Below are 20,159 nucleotides of genomic sequence, written 5' to 3' on the forward strand. Positions count from 1 at the left end.
GATCACCCGACTTGCCTGGCACATGGGCGTACCCAGGCTCAGGATTCGCCCAGTTGCCTGGCAAGTCGGATCACCGAGGCCTAACCGGCGGTGATGGCGGTGGCCGTGACCGTGGTGTCCTGGGTGGTGCCCTGGACGGTGATCTCCGTGCCGGCGGCCAGGTCCTTGAGGTCGATCTTCGCGGTGGACCGGACGGAGGTGCTCGCGCCGGTCTTGACGGTCAGCACCCGGCCGTCGGCGGTCTCGAGGTAGACCGTGGTGCCGTCGACCAGCTTGATCTTCCCGCTGATCGGGGCGGCGGCCTGCTGCCCGGCCTGCTGGCCGCCGCCCGGCAGGCCCTGGCCGCCGAACCCGCCGGGCAGGCCGCCGTTGCCGCGCAGCCCGCCGCCGGGGCGGGTCGCCGTGGCCGGGCCGGCCGCCGCGCTGGAGGCGGTGCCGAAGCGCTGCTGCACCTGGATGCCGGCGAGGAAGCCGCCGCAGGTCAGCACCAGTGCCAGCAGGATGCCGCCGGTGCGGGTGAGCAGCGGCCCGCGCTTGGCCTTCGCCAGGCCCGCGACCAGGTCGTCCATGGGCGCGGTGTCGTCCGGGGTACGTTTCGCGTGCTTCATCGGGGTCGGGCTCCTCACTCGTACCGCAGGGCGTCGATGGGGCGCAGGCCGGCGGCGCGGCTGGCCGGGTAGCTGCCGAAGAACAGCCCGATCGCGACGCAGACGCCGAGCGCCAGCACGACCGAGTCGGGCATGATCACCGGTTTGATGCCGACGATCTCGAAGTTGGCGCCGATCAGCGCCGCCGCCACCCCCGACCCGCCGCCGGCGAGGCTGAGCAGCGTCGCCTCGATGAGGAACTGGGTGAGCACGACCCGGCGCGGGGCGCCGAGCGCCTTGCGGATGCCGATCTCCCGGGTCCGCTCGGTCACCGACACCATCATGATGTTGGTGATGCCGATGCCGCCGACGACCAGCGAGATCCCGGCGACCGCGCCCAGCAGCACGGTGAAGGTCTCCGCGGTCGCGGTCCTCGTCTCCAGCAGCTGCGAGGCATCCCTGATCTGGTACGGCGTGCTGCTCGTGCCATCCGCGACGTGCATCTTCGTGTTGAGAATCGCGGTGATCTCGGCCTTGGCGGCGGCCACGGCGTCCGCGCTCACCGCCTCGATCGTGATCGAGGAGACGGGGCCGTACCCGGTGAGCGCCCGCTGGACCGCGGGCAGCGGGGCGATGGCCACGTCGTCGGGGTCGTTGAAGCCGGTGGAGCCCTTCTTCGCGAGCACCCCGATCACCGAGAAGATCTGCCCGCCGATGCCGACCCGCTGCCCGACCGGGTCCACGGTGCCGAACAGCTCCGCGGCGGTCGTCGGGCCGAGCACCACGACCCGCGCGGCCTGGTCGACGTCCTCCTCGGTGAAGGCCGAGCCGGCGGCGACCACGCTGTTGGACGCGGAGAAGTACGACGGGTACGTGCCGATCACCGCGTTGACGTCGTACGACGCGTCGCCGAAGGTCAGCGTCTGCGACGTGCTCACCACCGGCGAGACGCTCTTGACGTCCGGCGCCGACTCCCTGTCCTGCAGCGCCTTGACGATGTCGAGGGTCAGGTCGGTGCGGTAGCCGGTGTCGCCGCCGCGCCCGCCCTGCACGGTCAGGGTGTTCGTGCCGAGCGCGGCCAGGCTGTCCTCGACCTGCTTGGCCGAGCCGTTGCCGACCGCCACCAGCAGGATCACCGCGGCGACGCCGATCAGGATGCCGAGCACGGTCAGCCCGGAGCGCAGCTTGTTCGCCGCGACCCCGCGCAGCGCGAACCCGAAGATCTCGAAGATGCTCACGCCGCCACCGCCTGCCGGTCGATCGCGCGCCGGCGCTCGTCGGCCACGATCAGGCCGTCGACCAGGCGTACGGTGCGGTGGGCGTGCCCGGCGACCTCGTCCTCGTGCGTGATCAGCACGATGGTGCGGCCCTGCGCGTTCAGGCCGTCCAGGATGCCCAGCACGTCACGGGTGGAGCGGCTGTCCAGGTTGCCGGTGGGCTCGTCGGCCAGCAGCAGCGCGGGCCGGCTGACCAGCGCGCGGGCCACCGCGACCCGCTGCTGCTGGCCGCCGGAGAGCTGGTTCGGGTCGTGGTCGGCCCGGTTGGCCAGGCCCACCATGTCCAGCGCGGCCAGTGCCCGCTCCCGGCGCTCCACCCGGCCGATCCCGGCGTACGCCAGCGGCAGCTCCACGTTCGCGAGCGCGCTGGTGCGGGCGATCAGGTTGAAGGACTGGAACACGAACCCGATGCGGCGGTTGCGCACCAGCGCGAGCTGCGACTCGTTCAGCTCGCTGACGTCCACCCCGTCCAGCCGGTACGTGCCCGAGGTGGGCACGTCCAGGCAGCCGAGGATGTTCATCAGCGTGGACTTGCCGGAGCCCGACGAGCCCATGATCGCCACGTAGTCGCCCGCCTCGACGGTGAGGCTGACCCCGGCCAGCGCGTGCACCGCCGTCTCGCCCTCGCCGTACGTCTTGACCAGGTCCTGCACGTCCAGGACCGGGCGGTCCTGCCTGCCGTGGGTGTCCATCAGCGGCCACCGCCCCCGGTCCGGCCGCCGGTGCTGCCGCCGAAGCCGCCACCGGTGAACCCTCCGGGCGGTCCGCCGGGGAACTGCTGCTGGTTGCCGGTGCCGGTGGTGACGGTGGCCAGCACCACCTGCTCGCCGACGTCCAGCCCCGACACGATCACGGTGTACGAGTCGCCCTTGAGCCCGATCACGACGGCCCGGATCTCCTGCGCCCCGTTGCTCACCACGACCACCGTGGTCCGCCCGCCGGCCGTACGCACCGCCGCGGCCGGCACGTACACCGCGTCGGCGACCTCGTCCACGGTCACCGTCAGGCTCACCGTCTGGCCCAGCCGGGTGCCGTCCGGGATGGTCTCCAGCAGCACCTCGATCGGGTACGTCACGGTGTTGCCGCTGGTCGCGGTCGGCGAGATCGCCGACACCCGCCCGGTGGCGGTGGCGCCGGTCAGCGCGTTCCAGGCGACGGTCGCGGTCTGGCCCGTCTTCAGCCGGGTCGCGTCCGCCTCCGCGACGGCCGCCGCCACCTGGAGCTTCGTCAGGTCGGCGAGCTGCATGAAGCCGGACGAGGCCGACGTCGAGGAAGAGCCGTTGCCGCCGCCTGACGAGCCGCCGGAGGAGCCGCCGACCGCGCCGTTGATCGCGACGACGGTGCCGGCCATGGGCGCCTTGAGCACCGTGCCGTCCACCGCCCGTTGCGCCGCGGCGACCGCCGACTCGGCCTGGTCCACCTGGTTCCCGGCGTTCGCGATCGCGCTGTCGTCGCCGCCGTCCTCGGCCCTGTCCAGCGCGTCGCGCGCCGCGTCGAGGTTGCGCTCGGCCGTGCTCAGGGACTCCGCGACCTCGGTCGCGTCGACCGTGGCGAGCACCGCGCCCTTCTTGACCCGGTCGCCGACCTTCACCTTGATCGCGGTGACGGTGCCGCCGGTGGTGAAGTCGGCCGACATGGTGTTCGCCGACTCGATCGACCCGTCCGCCGTGACGGTGGCGGTCACCGTGCCCCGCGCCACCGCGACCGTACGTACGGTGCTGCCCTGGGCCGGCTCCGCATCGCCGCTGATCATGAAATACGCCCAGGTGCCCCCGCCCGCCAGCAGCACCACGAGGGCGCTGTTGACCAGGGCAGTGTGCCCGAGCGGGAGGGCTCGCCGCAATCGCATGGCGAGCATCGTGGCCGCACCCCCTCGACGCGGCCTCCGGCCGACCTCGGAGGGAGCTGGGAGGTCCCGTCGCCGGGTCGGCCACGGGGCGACGCGCGGCCCTCGGCGGGTGAGCGTCTGCGGTACGGCCGCCCGGACCGGCGCTCCCGCGTCGCGGTCCCCTCGGCCGCTGTTCAGGACATCCCAGGCAGAGTGCGCTCCACGGCGCCGCGCTGTTGCTCACGCGACATGCGCCATCGATCGCTCCCCCGACCGCTCGCGACGTCGATGATCTCGTTAGCCAGGAAGTAGCGTCGACGGCCACGGCGTAGCTCGTGAAGGATGCCCACGTCCACCAGCCGCTCCACCGCAAGCGACGCCGATCGTGTGCTGACGCCCAGCAGTTCCTGCGCACGGGCGATCGTGAGCGACTGCCGTTCGAACAGCGCGTCGACCAACCGCGGCAGCAGCGCGGAAGCGCGCGCAGCCGTCCCACCCGGCCGTTTCCGTCGAGGAACGGGTGTACGGCCTCAAACTGGTAGTGCACACATCCGATGGCCAGCAGAGGCGGCAGTTCCCGTTCGGCGTGCAGGTACCGCTAAGGCCTACTGTTTGATACCTAACAGCGCTCAAGGTATCAAACAAAAGCCTCGATGTGCGTTAAGTAGCAAGCGGCAGCAGCACCCGGAACGTCGAGCCGGCGCCCGGCGCGGTGGCCAGTTCGATGCGCCCGCCGTGCGCCTTCACGATCGCCGAGGCGATGGCCAGGCCCAGGCCCGCCCCGCCGTGGCTGCGGGCCCGGTGCGGGTCGGCGCGGTAGAGCCGCTCGAAGATGCGCGACGCGTGCTCGGGCGGCACCCCCGGCCCGGTGTCGGCGACCTCGACGACCGCGACGGGCAGGTCCGGGTCGAGTTCCGCGCCGACCGCCGCCACCACCGGGCCGCTGTCACGCGCCACCGGCAGCTCAAACGGCTCGTCGGCCGGGTCGCCGCCGCGGTGCGTGATGCGCAGGGTGACCCGCGCGTCGGCGGGGGTGTGCTGCAGCGCGTTGGCGACCAGGTTCGTGGCGACCTGGCGCAGCCGGTGCTCGTCGCCGAGCACGCACACCGGCTCGAAGCCGGCCAGCTCCACGGTGCGCCGCGGGTTGCGCACGTGCGCGTCGCGTACGGTGTCGGCCGCGACCGCGAGCAGGTCCACCCGCGAGCGCTGCAGCGGGCGCTCCTCGTCCAGCGCGGCGAGCAGCAGCAGGTCCTCGACCAGCAGGCCCATCCGGCCCGCCTCCTGCTCGATGCGGGACATGGTCTCGTCCAGCTCCGGGCCGGGCGGCGCACCGCCGCGGCGGTAGAGCTCGGCGAAGCCGCGGATCGAGGTGAGCGGGGTGCGCAGCTCGTGCGAGGCGTCCGCGAGGAACTGGCGCAGCCGCTGCTCGGAGGCGGCGCGGGCGGTCACCGCGGCCTCGATGCGCGACAGCATGGTGTTGAGCGCCAGGCCGAGCCGGCCGGGCTCGGTGTGCGGGTCGGGGTCGGGCACCCGGGCGGCGAGGTCGCCCCCGGCGATCTGGGCCGCGGCGTGCTCCATGTTGGTCAGCGGCCGCAGCCCGAACCGGACCACGCGGTATGCCACGAAGCCCAGCACCAGCAGCACCACGGCGCCGACGCCGAGCCCGATCAGCAGCATCAGGTTCGCGGTGGAGTCGACCCGCGCCGTCGAGATGGCGGTGACGACGTACCCGCCGCCGCGCTCGGGCGGCACGTGGCTCACTGCGACACGGAACTCCTGGCCGGACAGGCTGGTGGCGGTGAACGGGCGCCCCGGTGCCCGGGGGTTCACCCCGGCGTGCGCCCTCACCTCGTCGACGGTCAGCCGCGGGCGTTCGGCGTAGCCGATGTCGCTGGAGTAGCAGGAGGTCGGGTCGCCCGCGGCGTCGTAGGTCAGCACGATGGCGTCGTTGAGGCCCGGCGGCACGAAGCCTCCCCGGCCGGTGCCGTTCCCCAGCGTCACGCAGGTGATCTCGGTGCCGGCCGCCGGCGACGGGGTGGCGGTCGGCTCCGGCTGGGGCGTGGCCGCCGGCTGCGGGGTCGTCGTGGCCCCCGGCCAGCCGCCGGGGCCGGGTCGCGGCCCGCCGCCGCCGATGCCGATCAGCCGGACGACGTCCTCGTCGAGCTGCTGCATCAGGTAGTGCCGCAGCGTGGTGGCGGCCACGAAGTCGGTGATGAGCAGGGCGACGCCGGCCAGCGCCACCACCGCGACCGTCATCCGGGTGCGCAGCGTCCACCGCCGCCACGGCGGGCGGATCATTCCTGGTCGCCCCGGGGCAGGCGCAGCGCGTACCCGACGCCGCGCACGGTGTGGATCAGCGGCGGGTCCCACTTGTCGACCTTCTTGCGCAGGTAGTAGACGTACGACTCGACGATGCGGCCGTCGCCGCCGAAGTCGTAGCTCCACACCCGGTCCAGGATCTGCGCCTTGGACACCACCCGGCCCGCGTTGACCAGCAGGTAGCGCAGCAGGTTGAACTCGGTCGGGGACAGGTCGACGAGCTTGCCGCCGCGGCGCACCTCGTGCGCGTCCTCGTGCAGCTCCAGGTCGGCGTAGCGGAGCACGCCGCTGTCGGCGGTCTCGCCGCCGGGGCGGCTGCGGCGCAGGATCGCCCGGATCCGGAGCACGACCTCCTCCAGGCTGAACGGCTTGGTGACGTAGTCGTCCGCGCCGACGGTCAGCCCCGAGATGCGGTCCTCGACCGCGTGCCGGGCGGTCAGGAAGAGCACCGGCACCAGCGCGCTGTCCGGGCCGCGGCCGTCGGCGCGCAGCTGCCGGGCGACCTCGAAGCCGTCCAGGTCGGGCAGCATCACGTCGAGCACGACCAGGTCGGGCTGGAAGTCCTCGGCCGCGATCAGCGCGTCGCGCCCGGTGTGCGCGACGCGGACGTCGAACTCGACCAGCCGCAGCGTCGCCGACAGCAGCGCGCAGATGTTCGCCTCGTCGTCGACGACCAGCACCCTGGTCCGCGACCGCTCCTGCTGCTGCGTCACCGCCGCCTCCCCCTTCGCTCGATGCCACCTGTGAGCAGGTTGTATCCATCCTGCCTCGGAGAATGCTCAAAGCCCGGTGGGAGAAACTTGAACGGGCGTCGATGACGGCGGCGTGTGCCCCGGCCGGCTGGTGTCAGGAGCGGGCGTCGACCCGTACGCTGTCGCCCTCGGCGAGCCCGGCCACGATCTCGACGTCGCCGTCGCCCCGCAGCCCGACCTTCACCTGCCGGGCGGTGCCGTCGGGTAGCTTGACCTCTCCTGCGGTATCGCCGGTCATCCGCACCGCCGACTGCGGCAGCAGCAGCACGCCCTCGGCCCGGTTCAGCACCACGCCCGCGGTGGCGCTCTGCCCGATCAGCAGCCCCTCCGGCGAGCCGTCGAACGCCAGCAGCACCCGGTAGCGCACCAGCGTCCCATTGGCCGTGCCGGTGGCGGCGACCTCGGCGACGGTCGCCGTCAGCGTCTCCTCCGGCCGGTTGGCGAACGTCACCGTGGCGGGCCGGCCGACGGCCAGGCTCACCGCGTCGGCCTCGGCGAACTCGGCCTGGACCATCATCGTGGCGGTCACGCCGAGGGTGATGAACGTCGCCGTGCCGACCTCGTCCCCGGCCCGCCCCTCGACGCTGAGCACCTTCGCCGCGACCGGCGCGGTGAGGGTGGTGCCCGCCAGCGCGCGCTCGGCGCGGGCCAGCTCGGCCACCGCCCGGTTCACCGCGAGCTGCGCGGTGTAGATCGCGTCTGCGCCGGTGCCGCCGCGCCCGCCCGAGTTCGCGCCGCCCTGGCAGCCTTCCCCCGGGGCGGCGGGGGACGACGGCGACGGCCCGGGGCCCGGCGTCCGGGACGATGACGGGCCGGCCGACGGGCCGGGGCTCGCGGACGGGCTCGGTGAGCCGCTCGGCGCGGCCGTGGCGGAGCCGGTGGGCACCGGCGCCGCCGGCGTGCGGAGCCCCGCGACGGCGGCCCGTACGCCCTCGCAGCTCGTGTCGTCACCGGCGGCGTGCCGCGCGTCGGCCAGGGTCTGCTCGGCGTCGGCGAGGGCGTTGGCCGCCTCGTCCCGGGCCGCGCGGGCGGCGGCGTCGTCGATCGCGGCGAGCTCCTGGCCGGGCAGCACCTCCGCGCCGGGCTTCACCCGCACCGAGGTCAGCGTGCCGGCCACGGTGAAGGCCAGCTCCCGGGTCGCGACCGGGGCCACCTTCCCGGCGGCCGCCACCGAGTAGGTGACCTCGCCCCGCTGCACGGTCGTGGTCGCCGCGGCCGCCGGGGCCGGATCACCGCCCCGCACCGTCGACACCGCCACCGCCACGGCGGCGGCCAGCACCACCGCGCCCGCGGCCAGCCACCGGCGCCGCCTCCCGCGCACCACGAACGTCATGGCCGGGGAGTCTCGCGGCCGCCCCTCGGCGATCGCTGCACGGCACCTCGGAGCCACCTCAAAGGCGCGGGGCTGCGCGCGGTTCCCAGCTCTCCCTGAGGTCCGGTCGAGCCGCCGCCGAGCCTGGACGCGCAGGCTCGCGCAGGTGAAGACCCCGATGAGACACTCCCGCGCCGTCCTCACCGCGACCGTCGCGATCACCGTGCTCGGCCTCGCCGCGGCCTGCGGCTCCGCCGACGAGGGGGACACCGGCCAGCACACCGGCGGTGCCGCGGACGGGTTCGCCGCGTACGCCGCCTGCCTCAAGGAGCAGGGCATCACGCTGCCGGAGGGCTTCGGGCGCGGCGGCGGCCCGTCCGGCCGGCCGACGGCCCGGCCCTCGGGTCAGCCGACGGCCCGGCCGACCGTACGCCCCAGCGGGCAACCCGGAGGTTTCGGCGGCCCCGGGGCGGGTATGCGGCTGCCGGACGGCGTGACGGCCGAGCAATGGCAGCAGGCACAGCAGGCTTGCACCGCGGTTCGCCCCAGCGGCGGCCCCGGCGGCTTCGGTGGAGACCGAGGCGACGGCGGAGCCGGCGCGGCGTACCGCAACTGCCTGGCCGACCGCGGTGTGGAGGTCACACCCGGTGGGCAGCTCGCCACCGCCGATCCGAAGGTGGCGGAGGCGCTGCGGACATGTGCCGTGCTGCGACCCGCCACGCCGAGCCCGGCGGCGAGTTGACCGCATCACCGCCGTTGGGCTCGGTGGACTGAGCCGGTCCCGGATGCGTCGTATCCCCCGTTGCCGCGCACCGGGACCGGCTCCCAGCAGCGCCGTCGGTCGTCCGAGGACCATCCGCCACGCTCGTCGTCCGGCGACCGACGGTGAAGGGGGCGTCCCCACGGGGACGCCCCCTTCACCTGTCGGGCAGCGGACCAGGCGGCTGCGGACGGTGAGCTCGCCCTGTTCCACTGACCGGTCGGGCGGCTACGCGGGCGGACGCCAGGTGGAGCCGCGCATCAGCTGGTCGGCGCCGAGCCACACCGCGTTCATGAGGCGGGTGGCCGTGCGGCCCGGGTCCTCGTCGGGGTGGTCGGCCAGCCAGTCGGCCAGCGACTCGCTCGCGCCGACCAGGGTCAGCGCCATCGCGGTGAGGTCGTCGGGCTTGACCTGCCGGCCCTCCTGGCGCAGCGCGCCGTCCAGCCGGTCGGTGATGACCTCGACGACGGCCTCGCGCATCCGGCTGATCTCGGCCGAGAACGGCTGCTGGGTGCGGGCCTGGCGGTAGAGCACCGACCAGCCGTCGCGGTGCGCGCCGACGAACTCGAAGAAACCTTTGAGGCCCTGCCACAGTTGGCGATCCGGAGGGAGGGTGGGATCGGCCGCCGCGGCCAGGCCGTTGACCAGGCGCGCCGACTCGCGGCGCAGGCAGGCGATGAAGAGTTCCTCCTTGGTGCCGAGGTACGCGTACACCATCGGCTTCGAGACGCCGGAGAGCTCGGCGATCTCGTCCATGTTGGCGTGGTGGAAGCCGCGGCGGGAGAAGACCGACACGGCCGCGTCGAGCATCTGCTGCTCCCGCTCCGCGCGCGGCACCCGGCCGGCCCGGCTGCTGTCCCCGCGGGCGGCGGCCGCGGTGTCACCTGGAGTGAGTCGTCTGCTCTGCACCTTGCCAGCCTACCTACTCCGTCGTAAGGTTACGCACGAGTAAGTTTCCACTGTTACGGAGGACATCATGGCCGACTTCGACCTGTCTGACTTCAGCTCTCTCGACCCGGCGCAGTTCGCGTCGCTGGTCAAGAACGCGTCTGACGCCCAGCTGACCGAGGTGCTCAGTGGCGACCTGCGGACGAAGGTGCTGGACGAGATCTTCCGTCGGATGCCCGGCCTGTTCCGGCCGGAGCGCGCGGGCGACACCGAGGCCGTGATCCACTGGATCATCACGGGCGCCCCCGACGGCGGCTCGGACACCTACGAGCTGGTCATCTCCAAGGGCCAGTGCACCCTGTCGGAGACCCCGTCGCACGAGCCGAAGCTCGCCGTCACGGTCGGCCCGGCCGACTTCCTCAAGGTCGTCTCCGGCAACGGCAACCCGGTGATGATGTTCATGACCGGCAAGCTGAAGGCCAAGGGCGACCTGGCGCTGGCCGCCAACATCGCGAACCTGTTCAACATCCCCAAGGCCTGACCGTGACCGCCCCCCTCAGGCGGGACGTCCCCCGGAAGGGGATCTAGTCATGTCCCTGGAGTTCTCCCTCGATCTGAACGAGGAGCAGCGGGACCTGCGCGACTGGGTGCACGGCTTCGCGGAGCAGGTCGTGCGCCCGGCCGCGGCGGAGTGGGACGAGCGGGAGGAGACTCCCTGGCCCGTCATCGCCGAAGCGGCGAAGATCGGGCTCTACGACTTCGAGTTCCTGGCCAACCTGTGGGCGGACCCGAGCGGCCTGTCCATGTGCATCGCCAGCGAGGAGCTGTTCTGGGGCGACGCCGGCATCGGCCTGGCCATCATGGGCACCTCGCTGGCGGTCGCGGGCATCTTCGGCTCGGGCACTCCCGAGCAGATGGCCGAGTGGGTCCCGCAGTGCTTCGGCACCAAGGACGACCCGAAGGTCGCCGCGTTCTGCTCGACCGAGCCGGAGGCGGGCTCCGACGTGGGCGCCATGCGCACCCGCGCGGTGTACGAAGCGGCCACCGACGAGTGGGTGCTGACCGGCCAGAAGGCGTACGCGACCAACGGCGGCATCGCCAACGTGCACGTGGTGACGGCTGTGGTCGACCCCGAGCTGGGCTCGCGCGGCCAGGCGGGCTTCATCGTGCCGCCCGGCACCCCCGGCCTGCACACCGCCCGCAAGCTGCGCAAGCTCGGCATCCGCGCCTCGCACACCGCCGACGTCTTCCTTGACGAGGTGCGCGTGCCGGGCCGGTGCCTGCTCGGCGGCAAGGACGCGCTGGACGCCCGGCTGGCCCGCGCCCGGTCCGGGCAGCGCTCGTCGGGCCAGGCCTCGATGCGCACGTTCGAGCTGTCCCGCCCGGCGGTCGGCGCGCAGGCGCTGGGCATCGCGCGGGCGGCGTACGAGTACGCGCTGGAGTACGCCAAGACGCGGGTGCAGTTCGGCCGGCCCATCGTGGAGAACCAGGCGGTCGCGTTCGCGCTGGCCGACATGCGCATGGAGATCGACGCGGCCCGGCTGCTGGTGTACCGGGCGGCCTGGATGGGCCGCAACAACCGGCCCTTCACCGCGGGCGAGGGCTCGATGTCCAAGCTGAAGGCGGGGGAGGTCGCCGTCGCGGTGACCGAGAAGGCGCTGCAGATCCTGGGCGGCGCGGGCTACCTGCGCGAGCACCCGGTGGAGCGGTGGTACCGCGACGCCAAGATCTACACCATCTTCGAGGGCACCAGCGAGATCCAGCGGCTGGTCGTGGCGCGGGCCATCACGGGGGCGTCACTGCGCTGAACGCAGCACCACATCGACGGCGGTCCACCTGCGCGGGGGGCCGCCGTCTTCACATCTCTGTTACCGATGAGTAATATCCGTGGCACCTGACGTTGACAGAGAGAGGCTCACCCCGTGGACCTGCTCTTCATAGTCCGCACTCTCGCCCGCCGCGGGCTGCTCAAGCCGGGCAGCCCCCACCGCGTCGCCGACCAGCTCAACGCCCTGCGCCGGTGGGGTTTCACGCTCGCCGGCGAGCTGCGCGCCGCCGAGGCCCGCGACCCGCACCGGACCGCGATCGTCGACGAGCAGCGCGGCCCGATCACGTACCGCCAGCTCCTGCGCCGCTCCCAGCGCCTGGCCGTGGCGCTCGGCGGCACCCGGGGCGTCGGCCCCGGCGTACGCGTCGGTCTCATGTGCCGCAACCACGCCGGCCTGGTCGAGGCCATGGTCGCCTGCTCGCTGCTGGGCGCCGACGCCGTCCTGGTCAACACCGCGCTGTCCGCGCCGCAGCTCACCGCCGTCGCCGAGCAGCAGCAACTGCGCCTGCTCCTGCACGACCGCGAGTTCGCGCCGGTCGCCGCGTCGGCCGCCTGCGAGCGCCTCGACGAGTCCACGGCGGAGGCACTGATCGCGGACACCCCGGCCCAGGACCGCTGGGACGAGGTGACCCGCGCGGGCCGCACCATCGTGCTCACCTCCGGCACCACCGGCGCGCCCAAGGGCGCGCGGCGGCCCACCCCCAAGGGCTTCGGCCCGCTCGTGTCGATCATCGACCGCATCCCGCTGGAAGTCGGCGAGCGCATCCTGATCTCCGCGCCCCTCTTCCACACCTGGGGGTACGCCGCGCTGCAGCTCGCCCTGGCCATGCGCGCCACCGTGGTGCTCCAGCGCCGCTTCGACCCCGCGGCCACCGCACACGCCCTCGACGAGCACGGGTGCACCGCGCTGTTCGCCGTGCCGGTCATGCTGCAGCGGCTGGTCGAGGCCCGCGCCCTGCCCGCCCGCCCGCCGCACATCGTCGCGGTCAGCGGCTCGGCCATGCCCGGCGGCCTGGCCACCCGGTTCATGGACGCCTGGGGCGACTGCCTCTACAACCTGTACGGCTCCACCGAGGCGTCCTGGGCCTCCATCGCCACCCCCGCCGACCTGCGCCGCGACCACCGCACCGCGGGCCGCCCGCCGCACGGCACCCGGATCGCGATCCTCGACCCGACCGGCCGCCCCGTCGCCCGCGGCGAGATCGGCGAGATCCACGTCGGCAACGAGATGCTGTTCGAGGGGTACACCCGCGGCCCCGGCGACCCGTCGGCCACGGGCCTGCGCGGCGACCTGCTCGGCACCGGCGACCTCGGCCACCTCGACGCCGACGGCCTGCTGCACGTCGACGGCCGCGCCGACGACATGGTCGTCTCCGGCGGCGAGAACGTCTTCCCCCGCCCCGTCGAGGAGCTGCTCGCCGAGCTGCCGCAGGTCCGCGAGGCCGCCGTGATCGGCGTCCCCGACGCGCAGTACGGCCAGCGCCTGGCCGCGTACCTGGTCCTGCACCCCGGCCAGGCCCTCGACGCCGACGAGGTCCGCGAGTACGTCCGCCACTACCTGGCCCGCTTCAGCGTCCCCCGCGACGTCTACTTCCTGCCCGAGCTCCCCCGCACCGCCACCGGCAAGGTCATCCCCCGCCTCCTGCGCCCCCTATGAAAGGAAGGGCACCTTCTTAACGCTATGCGTGGTAGAAGGTGCCCTTCTTAACGTCTCGCAGGTCGCGGCACGCCAGGACCGGCTTCGGTTTGCACGACCGCAAGCACGGCTCGGGTGTGCGCCGCAGCACGCACCGACGGGGGCTCACCCGGTAGGCACAGGCCGCATGCGGCACGGCGCGGGCCGGTCACACGGGCCTGGATACCGTCAGCGCCAGGGGGAGACGACGCGGCCCTCCTCGGCCGCCAGCGCGATGTCGGTGCGGTACTGCGCACCCGCCAGATCCACGTGCGACACCAGCTCGTACGCCGCCGCGCGCGCCGCGTGCAGGTCACGCCCGGTCGCCGTGGCGCACAGCACGCGCCCGCCCGCCGAGCGCAGCACGCCGTCGGCGTCGCGCTTCGTGCCGGAGTGGATCAGCCCCTCGGCCCCGGTGATCTCGTCGCCGGTACGCGCGCTCGCCGGATACCCGGCGCTCGCCAGCACCACCGTCACCGAGTAGCCGTCTCGCCACTCCAGCTCCGGGTGCTCGGCCAGCTTGCCCGTCGCCGCCGCGTACAGCAGGCCGCCCAGCGGCGTCTCCAGCAGCGACAGCACCGACTGCGTCTCCGGGTCGCCGAAGCGCGCGTTGAACTCGATCACCTTCGGCCCGTCCTCGGTGATCGCCAGGCCGACGTACAGCAGGCCCGCGAACGGGTTGCCCGCGTCGCGCATCGCCAGCAGCGTCGGGTGCACCACGCTCTCCATGACGTGGTCGACGAGCTGCGGCGGAGCCCACGGCAGCGGCGCGTACGCGCCCATCCCGCCGGTGTTCGGCCCCGCGTCGCCGTCGCCGATCCGCTTGAAGTCCTGCGCGGGCAGCAGCGGCAGCGCCGTCTCGCCGTCGGTCACCACGAACAGCGACACCTCGGGACCGTCGAGGTACTCCTCGATCACCACCCGGCCGCACTCGGCCGCGTGCCGCAGCGCCGCGTCCCGGTCGTCGGTGACCACGACCCCCTTGCCCGCGGCGAGGCCGTCGTTCTTCACCACGTACGGCGTGCCGAACGCGTCCAGCGCCCGCGCCGCCTCCTCGGGCGTCGTGCATGTGAACGCCCGCGCCGTGGGCACCTTCGCCGCGGTCATGACCTGCTTGGCGAAGTCCTTCGACCCCTCCAGCCGAGCAGCACTACCCGACGGCCCGAAGCAGGGCACACCCTTGGCCCGTACCGCATCGGCGACCCCCGCGACCAGCGGAGCCTCCGGCCCCACCACCACGAGATCGGCCTCAACCTCGACCGCCAACCCCGCCACCGCCTCCGGCGACAGGATGTCCACATCCCGCACCTCGGCAGCAACCCCCGCGATCCCCGGATTCCCCGGCGCCGCGACAACCGCCGAAACCCCCGGATCCCGGCTCAACCCCAACACCAGGGCGTGCTCCCGCCCCCCACTCCCCACCACGAGTACCCGCACCCCCCCACCCTACCCGCCCTGTTGATCATGAACTTATGGCACGGGCCGACGGTGTTTCATGTCCACAGCTTCCTGATCGACTTGGCCGGTCATGGCCAGCACGCGGCGGACGGTGCGGGGGATGGTGTGCGGATCGAGGGTGTCGGACCAGGTGAAGCGGACGATGCGGTAGCCGGCGTTGATCAGGTCGTTCTGGCGTTGGCGGTCGCGGAAGACCGCGTCGGGGCGGTCGTGCAACTCCCCGCCGTCGGCCTCGCCGATCAGCCGGGCCGCGCGCCACAGCAGGTCGACGCGGCCCACCGCGCGGCCCGTGCCGTCGAGGATCGTCGCCTGAAGATCGTCCGGAGGCAGGCCGGCATCCACGCACCGCAGCCGGGCCCGAGTCTCCAACGGGGACTCCGCGCGGCCGTCAGCCTGCTCGATCCAGCCGCGGGCGACTGTCGCGCCCCGCCGCCCGCGCAGCAGCCGGGGCAGCTCCGCGAGCTCATCCTCACCGATCAGCCCCAGGTGGAGCGCGGAGTCGAGCACCGAGACCGCGGCCATCCGGTCGACCTTCAGAAGCAGATCCGCCACGGTACGCAGCGCAGTGGTGACCGCGATGCCGTCGACGACCGTCACGTCCTCGGACGCGAGCGTGAGCTGGTGCGGCACGACCGTCCCGGCACCGACCCGCCGCGGCACCGCCAGCTTGCCCGGCAGGCTGACGTGCAGTTGCGTCTGCGGCCGCAGACCGTGCAGGCCGTGCACGGCGGCCGCGCTCTCCAGCACCGCGACCGCGTTCGGCCCGGCGCTCAGCACCGCGGCCCGGACGAGCGCCTTCGCCGAGTCCACCGCGCCCCGCATGTCGGCGTCGACCAGGTAGACCCCCCGGCTCAGCGTCCGCCAGACGCCCTGCCGGAGGAACCGCCTCACCGCCGCCGCGGACAGGCTCAGCTCACGGCATTGAGCCGCGGTGATCAATCCGTCCTGTCGCTCGGCGAGACGTTGCACAGCAAGCACGCCGCCAGCCTGCGCGCCCTTCCCCCAGCTCACAACCCCTGTGGATAACCCCTGTGGACAACCGTGACGGCCGAGCGATCGATCATGAACTTATGGCCACGACACGCCGCCGAGCCGTGCCATAAGTTCATGATCAACGCGGTTGGGCGGGCCGGGGGTGGGGGTTAGGCGAGCATGTCGTGGCGGATGACGTTTTCTTCGCGGCCGGGGCCTACGCCGATCATCGAGATGCGGGTGCCGCAGAGGTCTTCGAGGCGTTCGATGTAGCGCTGGGCGTTGGCGGGGAGGTCGGCGAAGTCGCGGGCCTTGGAGATGTCCTCGAACCAGCCGGGGTGGTACTCGTAGACGGGCTTGGCGTGGTGGAAGGCGGTCTGGGTCATGGGCATCTCGTCGAGGTGCTCGCCGTCGACCTCGTAGCCGACGCAGACGGGGACCTGGTCCAGGCCGGACAGGATGTCGAGCTTGGTGACGACGAGGTCGGTGATGCCGTTGACGCGGACGGCGTAGCGGGCGATGACGGCGTCGAACCAGCCGCAGCGGCGGGGGCGGCCGGTGGTGGTGCCGTACTCGCCGCCGGTCTTGCGCAGGTGCTCGCCCATGTCGTCGTGCAGCTCGGTCGGGAACGGGCCGGCGCCGACGCGCGTGGTGTACGCCTTGATGACGCCGATCACGGAGCTGATCCGGGTGGGGGCGATGCCCGCGCCGACGCAGGCGCCGCCCGCGGTCGGGTTCGACGAGGTGACGAACGGGTACGTGCCGTGGTCGAGGTCGAGCAGGGTGGCCTGCGCGCCCTCCATGAACACGGTCTTGCCCTCTTCCAGCGCCTTGTTGAGGATCAGGCGGGTGTCGGCGATGAACGGCTTGAGCCGCTCGGCGTAGGTCAGGTACTCCTCGACCACGGCGTCGACGTCGAAGCCCTTGCGGTTGTAGACCTTGAACAGGATCTGGTTCTTCTCGCGCAGCACCAGCTCCAGCTTCTGCCGGAGGATGCCGGGGTCGAGCAGGTCCTGCACCCGGATGCCCATGCGGGCGACCTTGTCGCCGTACGCGGGGCCGATGCCGCGGCCGGTGGTGCCGATGCGGGCGGTGCCGAGGTAGCGCTCCACGACCCGGTCCAGGGCCCGGTGGTGCGGCATGACCAGGTGCGCGTCGGCGGAGATGAGCAGCCGGGAGACGTCCACGCCGCGCTCGGCCAGCCCGTCGATCTCGGCGAGCAGCACCTTCGGGTCGATCACGACACCGTTGCCGAGGACGATCTCCGCGTTGGGGTGCAGCGCCCCACTGGGCATCAGGTGGAGGGCGAACTTCTGGCCGTCCGGCGTGACCACGGTATGGCCGGCGTTGTTGCCCCCGGAGAAGCGGACGACGTAGTCCACTCGTGATCCGAGCAGGTCGGTAACCTTGCCTTTGCCCTCGTCGCCCCACTGGGCGCCGAGAAGCACGATCGCTGGCATCTTTCCTTCGCCTCCTAGGCGAGCCGCGGGCCGCCCACGGCTGTGGTGACCCCGGGGTGCCAGGCTAACAGCTTGATCGGGCGCTCATGGCGGGGCTTTCCCGGAACCAGGAGGACACAGGTGTACGACGTGGTGCTGCTGAGCATGACGGAGCCCGACGACGACGGCTGCTGCGGCGCCGGCGGCTGCGGCGACGGCCACGCGGACGCCGCCGCGCCGCGTCCCCGCGTCCCGGTGCTGCACTGCGTGGACGCGCTGCGGGCCGCGGGCGCCCGGGTGGAGACGGTCGTGGCCTGCACCGATCCCGAGATCGACGCGGCCCTGGCGCGGCTGGACGGCCCGCCCCGCGCCGACGGCCTGACCTGGCCGGACGCCGACGGCAAGACCCGGCTCGTGATCGCGGTCACCGGCGACGCGCAGCTGCGCCACGTGCTGCGCCGCCTGGTCCGCCGGTACGCGCCCGCGCCGTCCCAGCGGCCCGCGGACCTGCCGGCCGGGCGCACCGTGCCCGACCTGCCCGCAGTGGCCGTGCTGCCGCTCGACGCGGCCGGCGGCGACGACCTCGCGGCCAAGCTGGGCCTGCCCCGCACCCCGGCCGACGTCGCCGCGGCGGTGCTCGGCGACCACACGCGCCGGCTGGACCTGCTGCGCCACGACGGCGGCTCGGTGACGCTCGACGGCGTGCTGCTGGCCGGCGCGACCGAGGACGGGCGCCCGATGCAGTGGCAGGGCCGGGTCGAGGTCGACGACGCGCTGCTCGCCGACGGCACCGAGCCGCTGCTGGCGGTCGCCGTCGCCAACGCGGGCGGCGAGGTCGGCCTGGACGGCCTGCCCCTGGTCACCGCGGCCGACCCGGCCGACGGCGTGATCGACGTCGCGGTGGCCGTGCCCGTACGCCACAAGCCGCTGTTCGGCGCCGCCCGGCTGCGCATCGAGGTGCGCCGGGCCAGGGGCCGCGCGGTCTCCGTCACGCCCCGCGACGCGCAGGTGCCCTTCACCGACGACGGGGTATCGGGTGAGCTGAGCCGCAAGCGCTCCTGGTGGATCGAGCCCGCGGCATGGGCCGTCTACACCGGGTGAGTCCTGCGCGAACGCGGGTACACCCGGCAGGGGGCCGCGGCGCACGCGGCGCGAAGCGACGAGCCACGGCTCGTTCACACTGACTAGGCTGCAGGGCAGACCGTACTGGGGAGATGGCGATGACGGACTGGGAGTGGCCGCCGGACGAGATCAGCGGCCCCGGCGAGGACAGCAAGCCGACCGCGCAACGCGGCCAGGGAACGCGGGCCACGGCCCCGGTCCCACGCCCGGACCAGCCGATGGCCGGCGTACCCATGGCGGTGCCGGCCCCGCAGCAGGGCATCCCGCTGGCGGGTCCGCAGCCGGTCACCGGCGGCGCCGACCTGCTCTCCACCATGCCCGTGCAGCTTCCGCCGCGCGGGCAGGGCGCGGTGCCGCTGCCGCAGACCGCGGTGCCGGTGCAGCCGCACAGCGCACCGATCCCGCTGCCGCAGACCGGTGCCGCACCGGTCCCGCCGCGGCAGAGCGGCCCCGCGCCGATCCCGTCGTCGCCGCAGGCCGGGTCCGCGCCGATCCCGCCGTCCCCGCAGGCCGGGTCCGCGCCGATCCCGCCGTCCCCGCACACCGGGTCCGCGCCGGTCCCCCCGCCGCCCGGGCCGCAGGCCGGGGCGCGCCGCGTCGAGTCGTTCCCGCCCGCGCAGCCGCGCCCGGCCGACGCGCACGGCTCCGCCGCGCCGTACCCGGCACCGCCGCAGGCCGGCACCCCCGCCGCCACCCAGCGCCCGCCCGTCACGGCCGTGCCGCCGCCGCAGACCGCCCCCGGCGTGTGGCCGGTGGCCGGCCAGCCCGGCCCGCCGGTCCCGCCGCTGCCCCCGATGCCGTCCTCGCCCGCGCCGCAGCAGACCCCGCAGTTCGGCGGCCCCCAGCAGCCCTCGCCCGGCGGGTTCGGCGGCCCGCAGCCGCCCCCGTCCGGCGGTGAGGTCTACCTGCCGACGGCCGAGGAGTTCGCCCGCCGCCGCGCCCAGCGCCCCGCCGACCCGGTCGCCCACATGGGCATCCAGGCTGCCCTGCGCAAGACCACGTTCGGCCTGCTCAACCTGACCCCCGGCCAGCGCGAGCAGGAGATCCGGCGCGCCACCGAGCTGGTCCGGCGCAACTTCGGCGGCCTGCGCCAGATCACCGTCGTCAACCCCAAGGGCGGCGCCGGCAAGACCGTCGCCGTGCTGCTGCTCGCCATGACGTTCGGCCGCAAGCGCGGCGGCTACGTGCTCGCCTGGGACAACAACGAGACCCAGGGCACCCTCGGCATGCGCTCCCAGCAGGACTTCCACTCGCGTACGGTGCGCGACCTGCTCCGCGACCTGCACCAGTTCCAGGGCGCGCAGAGCCGCGTCGGCGACCTCTCCCAGTACGTACGCGCCCAGGGCGACGGCATGTTCGAGGTGCTCGCCTCGGACGAGTCCGCCACCGCGGGCGAGATGCTCACCGCCCACGCCTTCGCCGAGATCCGTGAGGTCGTCAGCCGCTTCTACAAGCTGATCATGGTCGACACCGGCAACAACGTGCGCGCCGAGAACTGGCAGTCCGCCATCGACGCCACCGACCAGCTCGTCGTCACCATGTCTGCCCGCAACGACTCCGCCGAGACGGCCGCGCGCATGCTCGACCACCTGGAGCAGACCGGCCGCAGCCGCCTCGTCCGCCAGGCCGTCACCATCGTCTCGCTGCCCCCGAGCCGCCGCGAGCTCGACATCCCCGCCATCGAACGCCACTTCGCCGCCCGCACCCGCGCCGTCCTCATCGCCCCCTACGAGCGCATGCTCGACTCCGGCGAACCGATCGACTACGCCCGCCTCAGCGAGGAGTCCCAGGACGCCTGGCTGCGTATCGCTGCGTCTGTTGCTGAGGGGCTCTAGGTAGTACTCGGGGTTCCGCCGGGGGTTCGGGGTGGGCGCTGGGGCCGCAAAGAGCGCGGCCTTTTACGCCGAGCGGCGAGCACGGGTGGAGCGGTGAGGGCAGCGGT

General features: G+C 73.6%; 18 protein-coding genes and 1 pseudogene. 6 read left to right on the plus strand and 13 right to left on the minus strand.

All coding sequences use genetic code 11. The features are described 5' to 3' along the window. Positions 1 to 80: 80 nt before the first annotated feature. From AB0J67_RS21670 to AB0J67_RS21710, 9 genes and pseudogenes are all read right to left on the minus strand, one after another. Positions 81 to 608: a hypothetical protein gene (locus AB0J67_RS21670; RefSeq protein WP_363485207.1), complete on the minus strand. Its 528-nt coding sequence runs from the start codon at positions 606 to 608 to the stop codon at positions 81 to 83. A gap of 14 nt (positions 609 to 622) precedes the next feature. Further along, the gene (locus AB0J67_RS21675) at positions 623 to 1,825 is read right to left on the minus strand and encodes an ABC transporter permease (protein ID WP_363485208.1); all 1,203 of its coding nucleotides are present in this window, start codon (positions 1,823 to 1,825) and stop codon (positions 623 to 625) included. Next, the gene (locus AB0J67_RS21680) at positions 1,822 to 2,556 is read right to left on the minus strand and encodes an ABC transporter ATP-binding protein (RefSeq protein ID WP_363485209.1); all 735 of its coding nucleotides are present in this window, start codon (positions 2,554 to 2,556) and stop codon (positions 1,822 to 1,824) included. The genes AB0J67_RS21675 and AB0J67_RS21680 overlap by 4 nt, the downstream gene beginning before the upstream one ends. Beyond that, positions 2,556 to 3,713 carry an efflux RND transporter periplasmic adaptor subunit gene (locus tag AB0J67_RS21685; protein ID WP_363485210.1) on the minus strand — a complete coding sequence of 386 codons (1,158 nt, stop codon included), beginning with the start codon at positions 3,711 to 3,713 and terminating at the stop codon, positions 2,556 to 2,558. Before AB0J67_RS21685 ends, AB0J67_RS21680 begins: the two co-directional genes overlap by 1 nt. Positions 3,714 to 3,886: 173 nt before the next feature. After that, positions 3,887 to 4,150, minus strand: a complete 264-nt coding sequence (locus tag AB0J67_RS21690; protein WP_363485211.1) for a hypothetical protein — start codon at positions 4,148 to 4,150, stop codon at positions 3,887 to 3,889. Positions 4,151 to 4,188: 38 nt separating this feature from the next. Further along, positions 4,189 to 4,284 (minus strand): annotated as a pseudogene (locus AB0J67_RS21695) (Fic family protein); the annotation flags it as partial. Between the two features lie 68 nt (positions 4,285 to 4,352). Further along, positions 4,353 to 5,990 (minus strand): HAMP domain-containing sensor histidine kinase, encoded by a 1,638-nt coding sequence (locus AB0J67_RS21700; RefSeq protein ID WP_363485212.1) that lies wholly within the window; start codon positions 5,988 to 5,990, stop codon positions 4,353 to 4,355. Continuing rightward, entirely contained in the window at positions 5,987 to 6,724 is a 738-nt protein-coding gene (locus AB0J67_RS21705; RefSeq protein WP_363485213.1) for a response regulator transcription factor, read from the minus strand. Before AB0J67_RS21705 ends, AB0J67_RS21700 begins: the two co-directional genes overlap by 4 nt. A gap of 133 nt (positions 6,725 to 6,857) precedes the next feature. Beyond that, complete coding sequence (locus AB0J67_RS21710; protein ID WP_363485214.1) at positions 6,858 to 8,096, minus strand: HlyD family efflux transporter periplasmic adaptor subunit; 1,239 nt, start codon at positions 8,094 to 8,096, stop codon at positions 6,858 to 6,860. Between the two features lie 157 nt (positions 8,097 to 8,253). Here AB0J67_RS21710 and AB0J67_RS21715 point away from each other — a divergent pair, with 157 nt between their 5' ends. After that, positions 8,254 to 8,817: a hypothetical protein gene (locus AB0J67_RS21715; RefSeq protein ID WP_363485215.1), complete on the plus strand. Its 564-nt coding sequence runs from the start codon at positions 8,254 to 8,256 to the stop codon at positions 8,815 to 8,817. Between the two features lie 246 nt (positions 8,818 to 9,063). On the opposite strand, the gene AB0J67_RS21720 is transcribed toward AB0J67_RS21715, so the two are convergent. Beyond that, positions 9,064 to 9,645 (minus strand): TetR/AcrR family transcriptional regulator, encoded by a 582-nt coding sequence (locus AB0J67_RS21720; RefSeq protein ID WP_363485225.1) that lies wholly within the window; start codon positions 9,643 to 9,645, stop codon positions 9,064 to 9,066. 166 nt (positions 9,646 to 9,811) lie between these two features. Between AB0J67_RS21720 and AB0J67_RS21725 the strand changes: the two genes are divergently transcribed. The 3 genes from AB0J67_RS21725 (at position 9,812) to AB0J67_RS21735 (ending at position 13,208) form a co-directional block, all read left to right on the plus strand. Next, a complete protein-coding gene (locus AB0J67_RS21725) occupies positions 9,812 to 10,264 on the plus strand; it encodes an SCP2 sterol-binding domain-containing protein (protein WP_363485216.1) in 453 nt (150 codons plus the stop codon). A 49-nt stretch (positions 10,265 to 10,313) separates the two neighbouring features. Further along, on the plus strand, positions 10,314 to 11,531 hold the full coding sequence (locus AB0J67_RS21730) for an acyl-CoA dehydrogenase family protein (RefSeq protein ID WP_363485217.1): 1,218 nt from the start codon (positions 10,314 to 10,316) through the stop codon (positions 11,529 to 11,531). Positions 11,532 to 11,645: 114 nt separating this feature from the next. Beyond that, a complete protein-coding gene (locus tag AB0J67_RS21735; protein ID WP_363485218.1) occupies positions 11,646 to 13,208 on the plus strand; it encodes an AMP-binding protein in 1,563 nt (520 codons plus the stop codon). Positions 13,209 to 13,415: 207 nt separating this feature from the next. Here AB0J67_RS21735 and purD read toward each other — a convergent pair whose 3' ends face one another. From purD to AB0J67_RS21750, 3 genes are all read right to left on the minus strand, one after another. After that, positions 13,416 to 14,663 carry a phosphoribosylamine--glycine ligase gene (purD, locus tag AB0J67_RS21740; protein WP_363485219.1) on the minus strand — a complete coding sequence of 416 codons (1,248 nt, stop codon included), beginning with the start codon at positions 14,661 to 14,663 and terminating at the stop codon, positions 13,416 to 13,418. Between the two features lie 33 nt (positions 14,664 to 14,696). After that, positions 14,697 to 15,695: a type IV toxin-antitoxin system AbiEi family antitoxin domain-containing protein gene (locus tag AB0J67_RS21745; protein ID WP_363485220.1), complete on the minus strand. Its 999-nt coding sequence runs from the start codon at positions 15,693 to 15,695 to the stop codon at positions 14,697 to 14,699. A gap of 131 nt (positions 15,696 to 15,826) precedes the next feature. Then, a complete protein-coding gene (locus tag AB0J67_RS21750; protein WP_363485221.1) occupies positions 15,827 to 17,116 on the minus strand; it encodes an adenylosuccinate synthase in 1,290 nt (429 codons plus the stop codon). A 120-nt stretch (positions 17,117 to 17,236) separates the two neighbouring features. Between AB0J67_RS21750 and AB0J67_RS21755 the strand changes: the two genes are divergently transcribed. Both AB0J67_RS21755 and AB0J67_RS21760 read left to right on the plus strand, forming a co-directional pair. Then, on the plus strand, positions 17,237 to 18,196 hold the full coding sequence (locus AB0J67_RS21755; RefSeq protein ID WP_363485222.1) for a hypothetical protein: 960 nt from the start codon (positions 17,237 to 17,239) through the stop codon (positions 18,194 to 18,196). 119 nt (positions 18,197 to 18,315) lie between these two features. After that, positions 18,316 to 20,052: a chromosome partitioning protein gene (locus AB0J67_RS21760; protein WP_363485223.1), complete on the plus strand. Its 1,737-nt coding sequence runs from the start codon at positions 18,316 to 18,318 to the stop codon at positions 20,050 to 20,052. Positions 20,053 to 20,159: the final 107 nt, after the last annotated feature.

Origin of the sequence: Catellatospora sp. NPDC049609 (assembly GCF_040675365.1) — a bacterium.
Taxonomy (GTDB): Bacteria; Actinomycetota; Actinomycetes; order Mycobacteriales; family Micromonosporaceae; genus Catellatospora.

What these genes read in the sequence shown, in the direction of transcription:
- AB0J67_RS21715 (WP_363485215.1), top strand. Translation starts at nt 8,254, where the DNA reads ATGAGACACTCCCGCGCCGTCCTCACCGCGACCGTCGCGATCACCGTG.
- AB0J67_RS21710 (WP_363485214.1), bottom strand. Translation starts at nt 8,096, where the DNA reads ATGACGTTCGTGGTGCGCGGGAGGCGGCGCCGGTGGCTGGCCGCGGGC.
- AB0J67_RS21730 (WP_363485217.1), top strand. Translation starts at nt 10,314, where the DNA reads ATGTCCCTGGAGTTCTCCCTCGATCTGAACGAGGAGCAGCGGGACCTG.
- AB0J67_RS21680 (WP_363485209.1), bottom strand. Translation starts at nt 2,556, where the DNA reads ATGGACACCCACGGCAGGCAGGACCGCCCGGTCCTGGACGTGCAGGAC.
- AB0J67_RS21700 (WP_363485212.1), bottom strand. Translation starts at nt 5,990, where the DNA reads ATGATCCGCCCGCCGTGGCGGCGGTGGACGCTGCGCACCCGGATGACG.
- AB0J67_RS21750 (WP_363485221.1), bottom strand. Translation starts at nt 17,116, where the DNA reads ATGCCAGCGATCGTGCTTCTCGGCGCCCAGTGGGGCGACGAGGGCAAA.
- AB0J67_RS21720 (WP_363485225.1), bottom strand. Translation starts at nt 9,645, where the DNA reads ATGCTCGACGCGGCCGTGTCGGTCTTCTCCCGCCGCGGCTTCCACCAC.
- AB0J67_RS21685 (WP_363485210.1), bottom strand. Translation starts at nt 3,713, where the DNA reads ATGCGATTGCGGCGAGCCCTCCCGCTCGGGCACACTGCCCTGGTCAAC.
- AB0J67_RS21670 (WP_363485207.1), bottom strand. Translation starts at nt 608, where the DNA reads ATGAAGCACGCGAAACGTACCCCGGACGACACCGCGCCCATGGACGAC.
- AB0J67_RS21725 (WP_363485216.1), top strand. Translation starts at nt 9,812, where the DNA reads ATGGCCGACTTCGACCTGTCTGACTTCAGCTCTCTCGACCCGGCGCAG.
- AB0J67_RS21760 (WP_363485223.1), top strand. Translation starts at nt 18,316, where the DNA reads ATGACGGACTGGGAGTGGCCGCCGGACGAGATCAGCGGCCCCGGCGAG.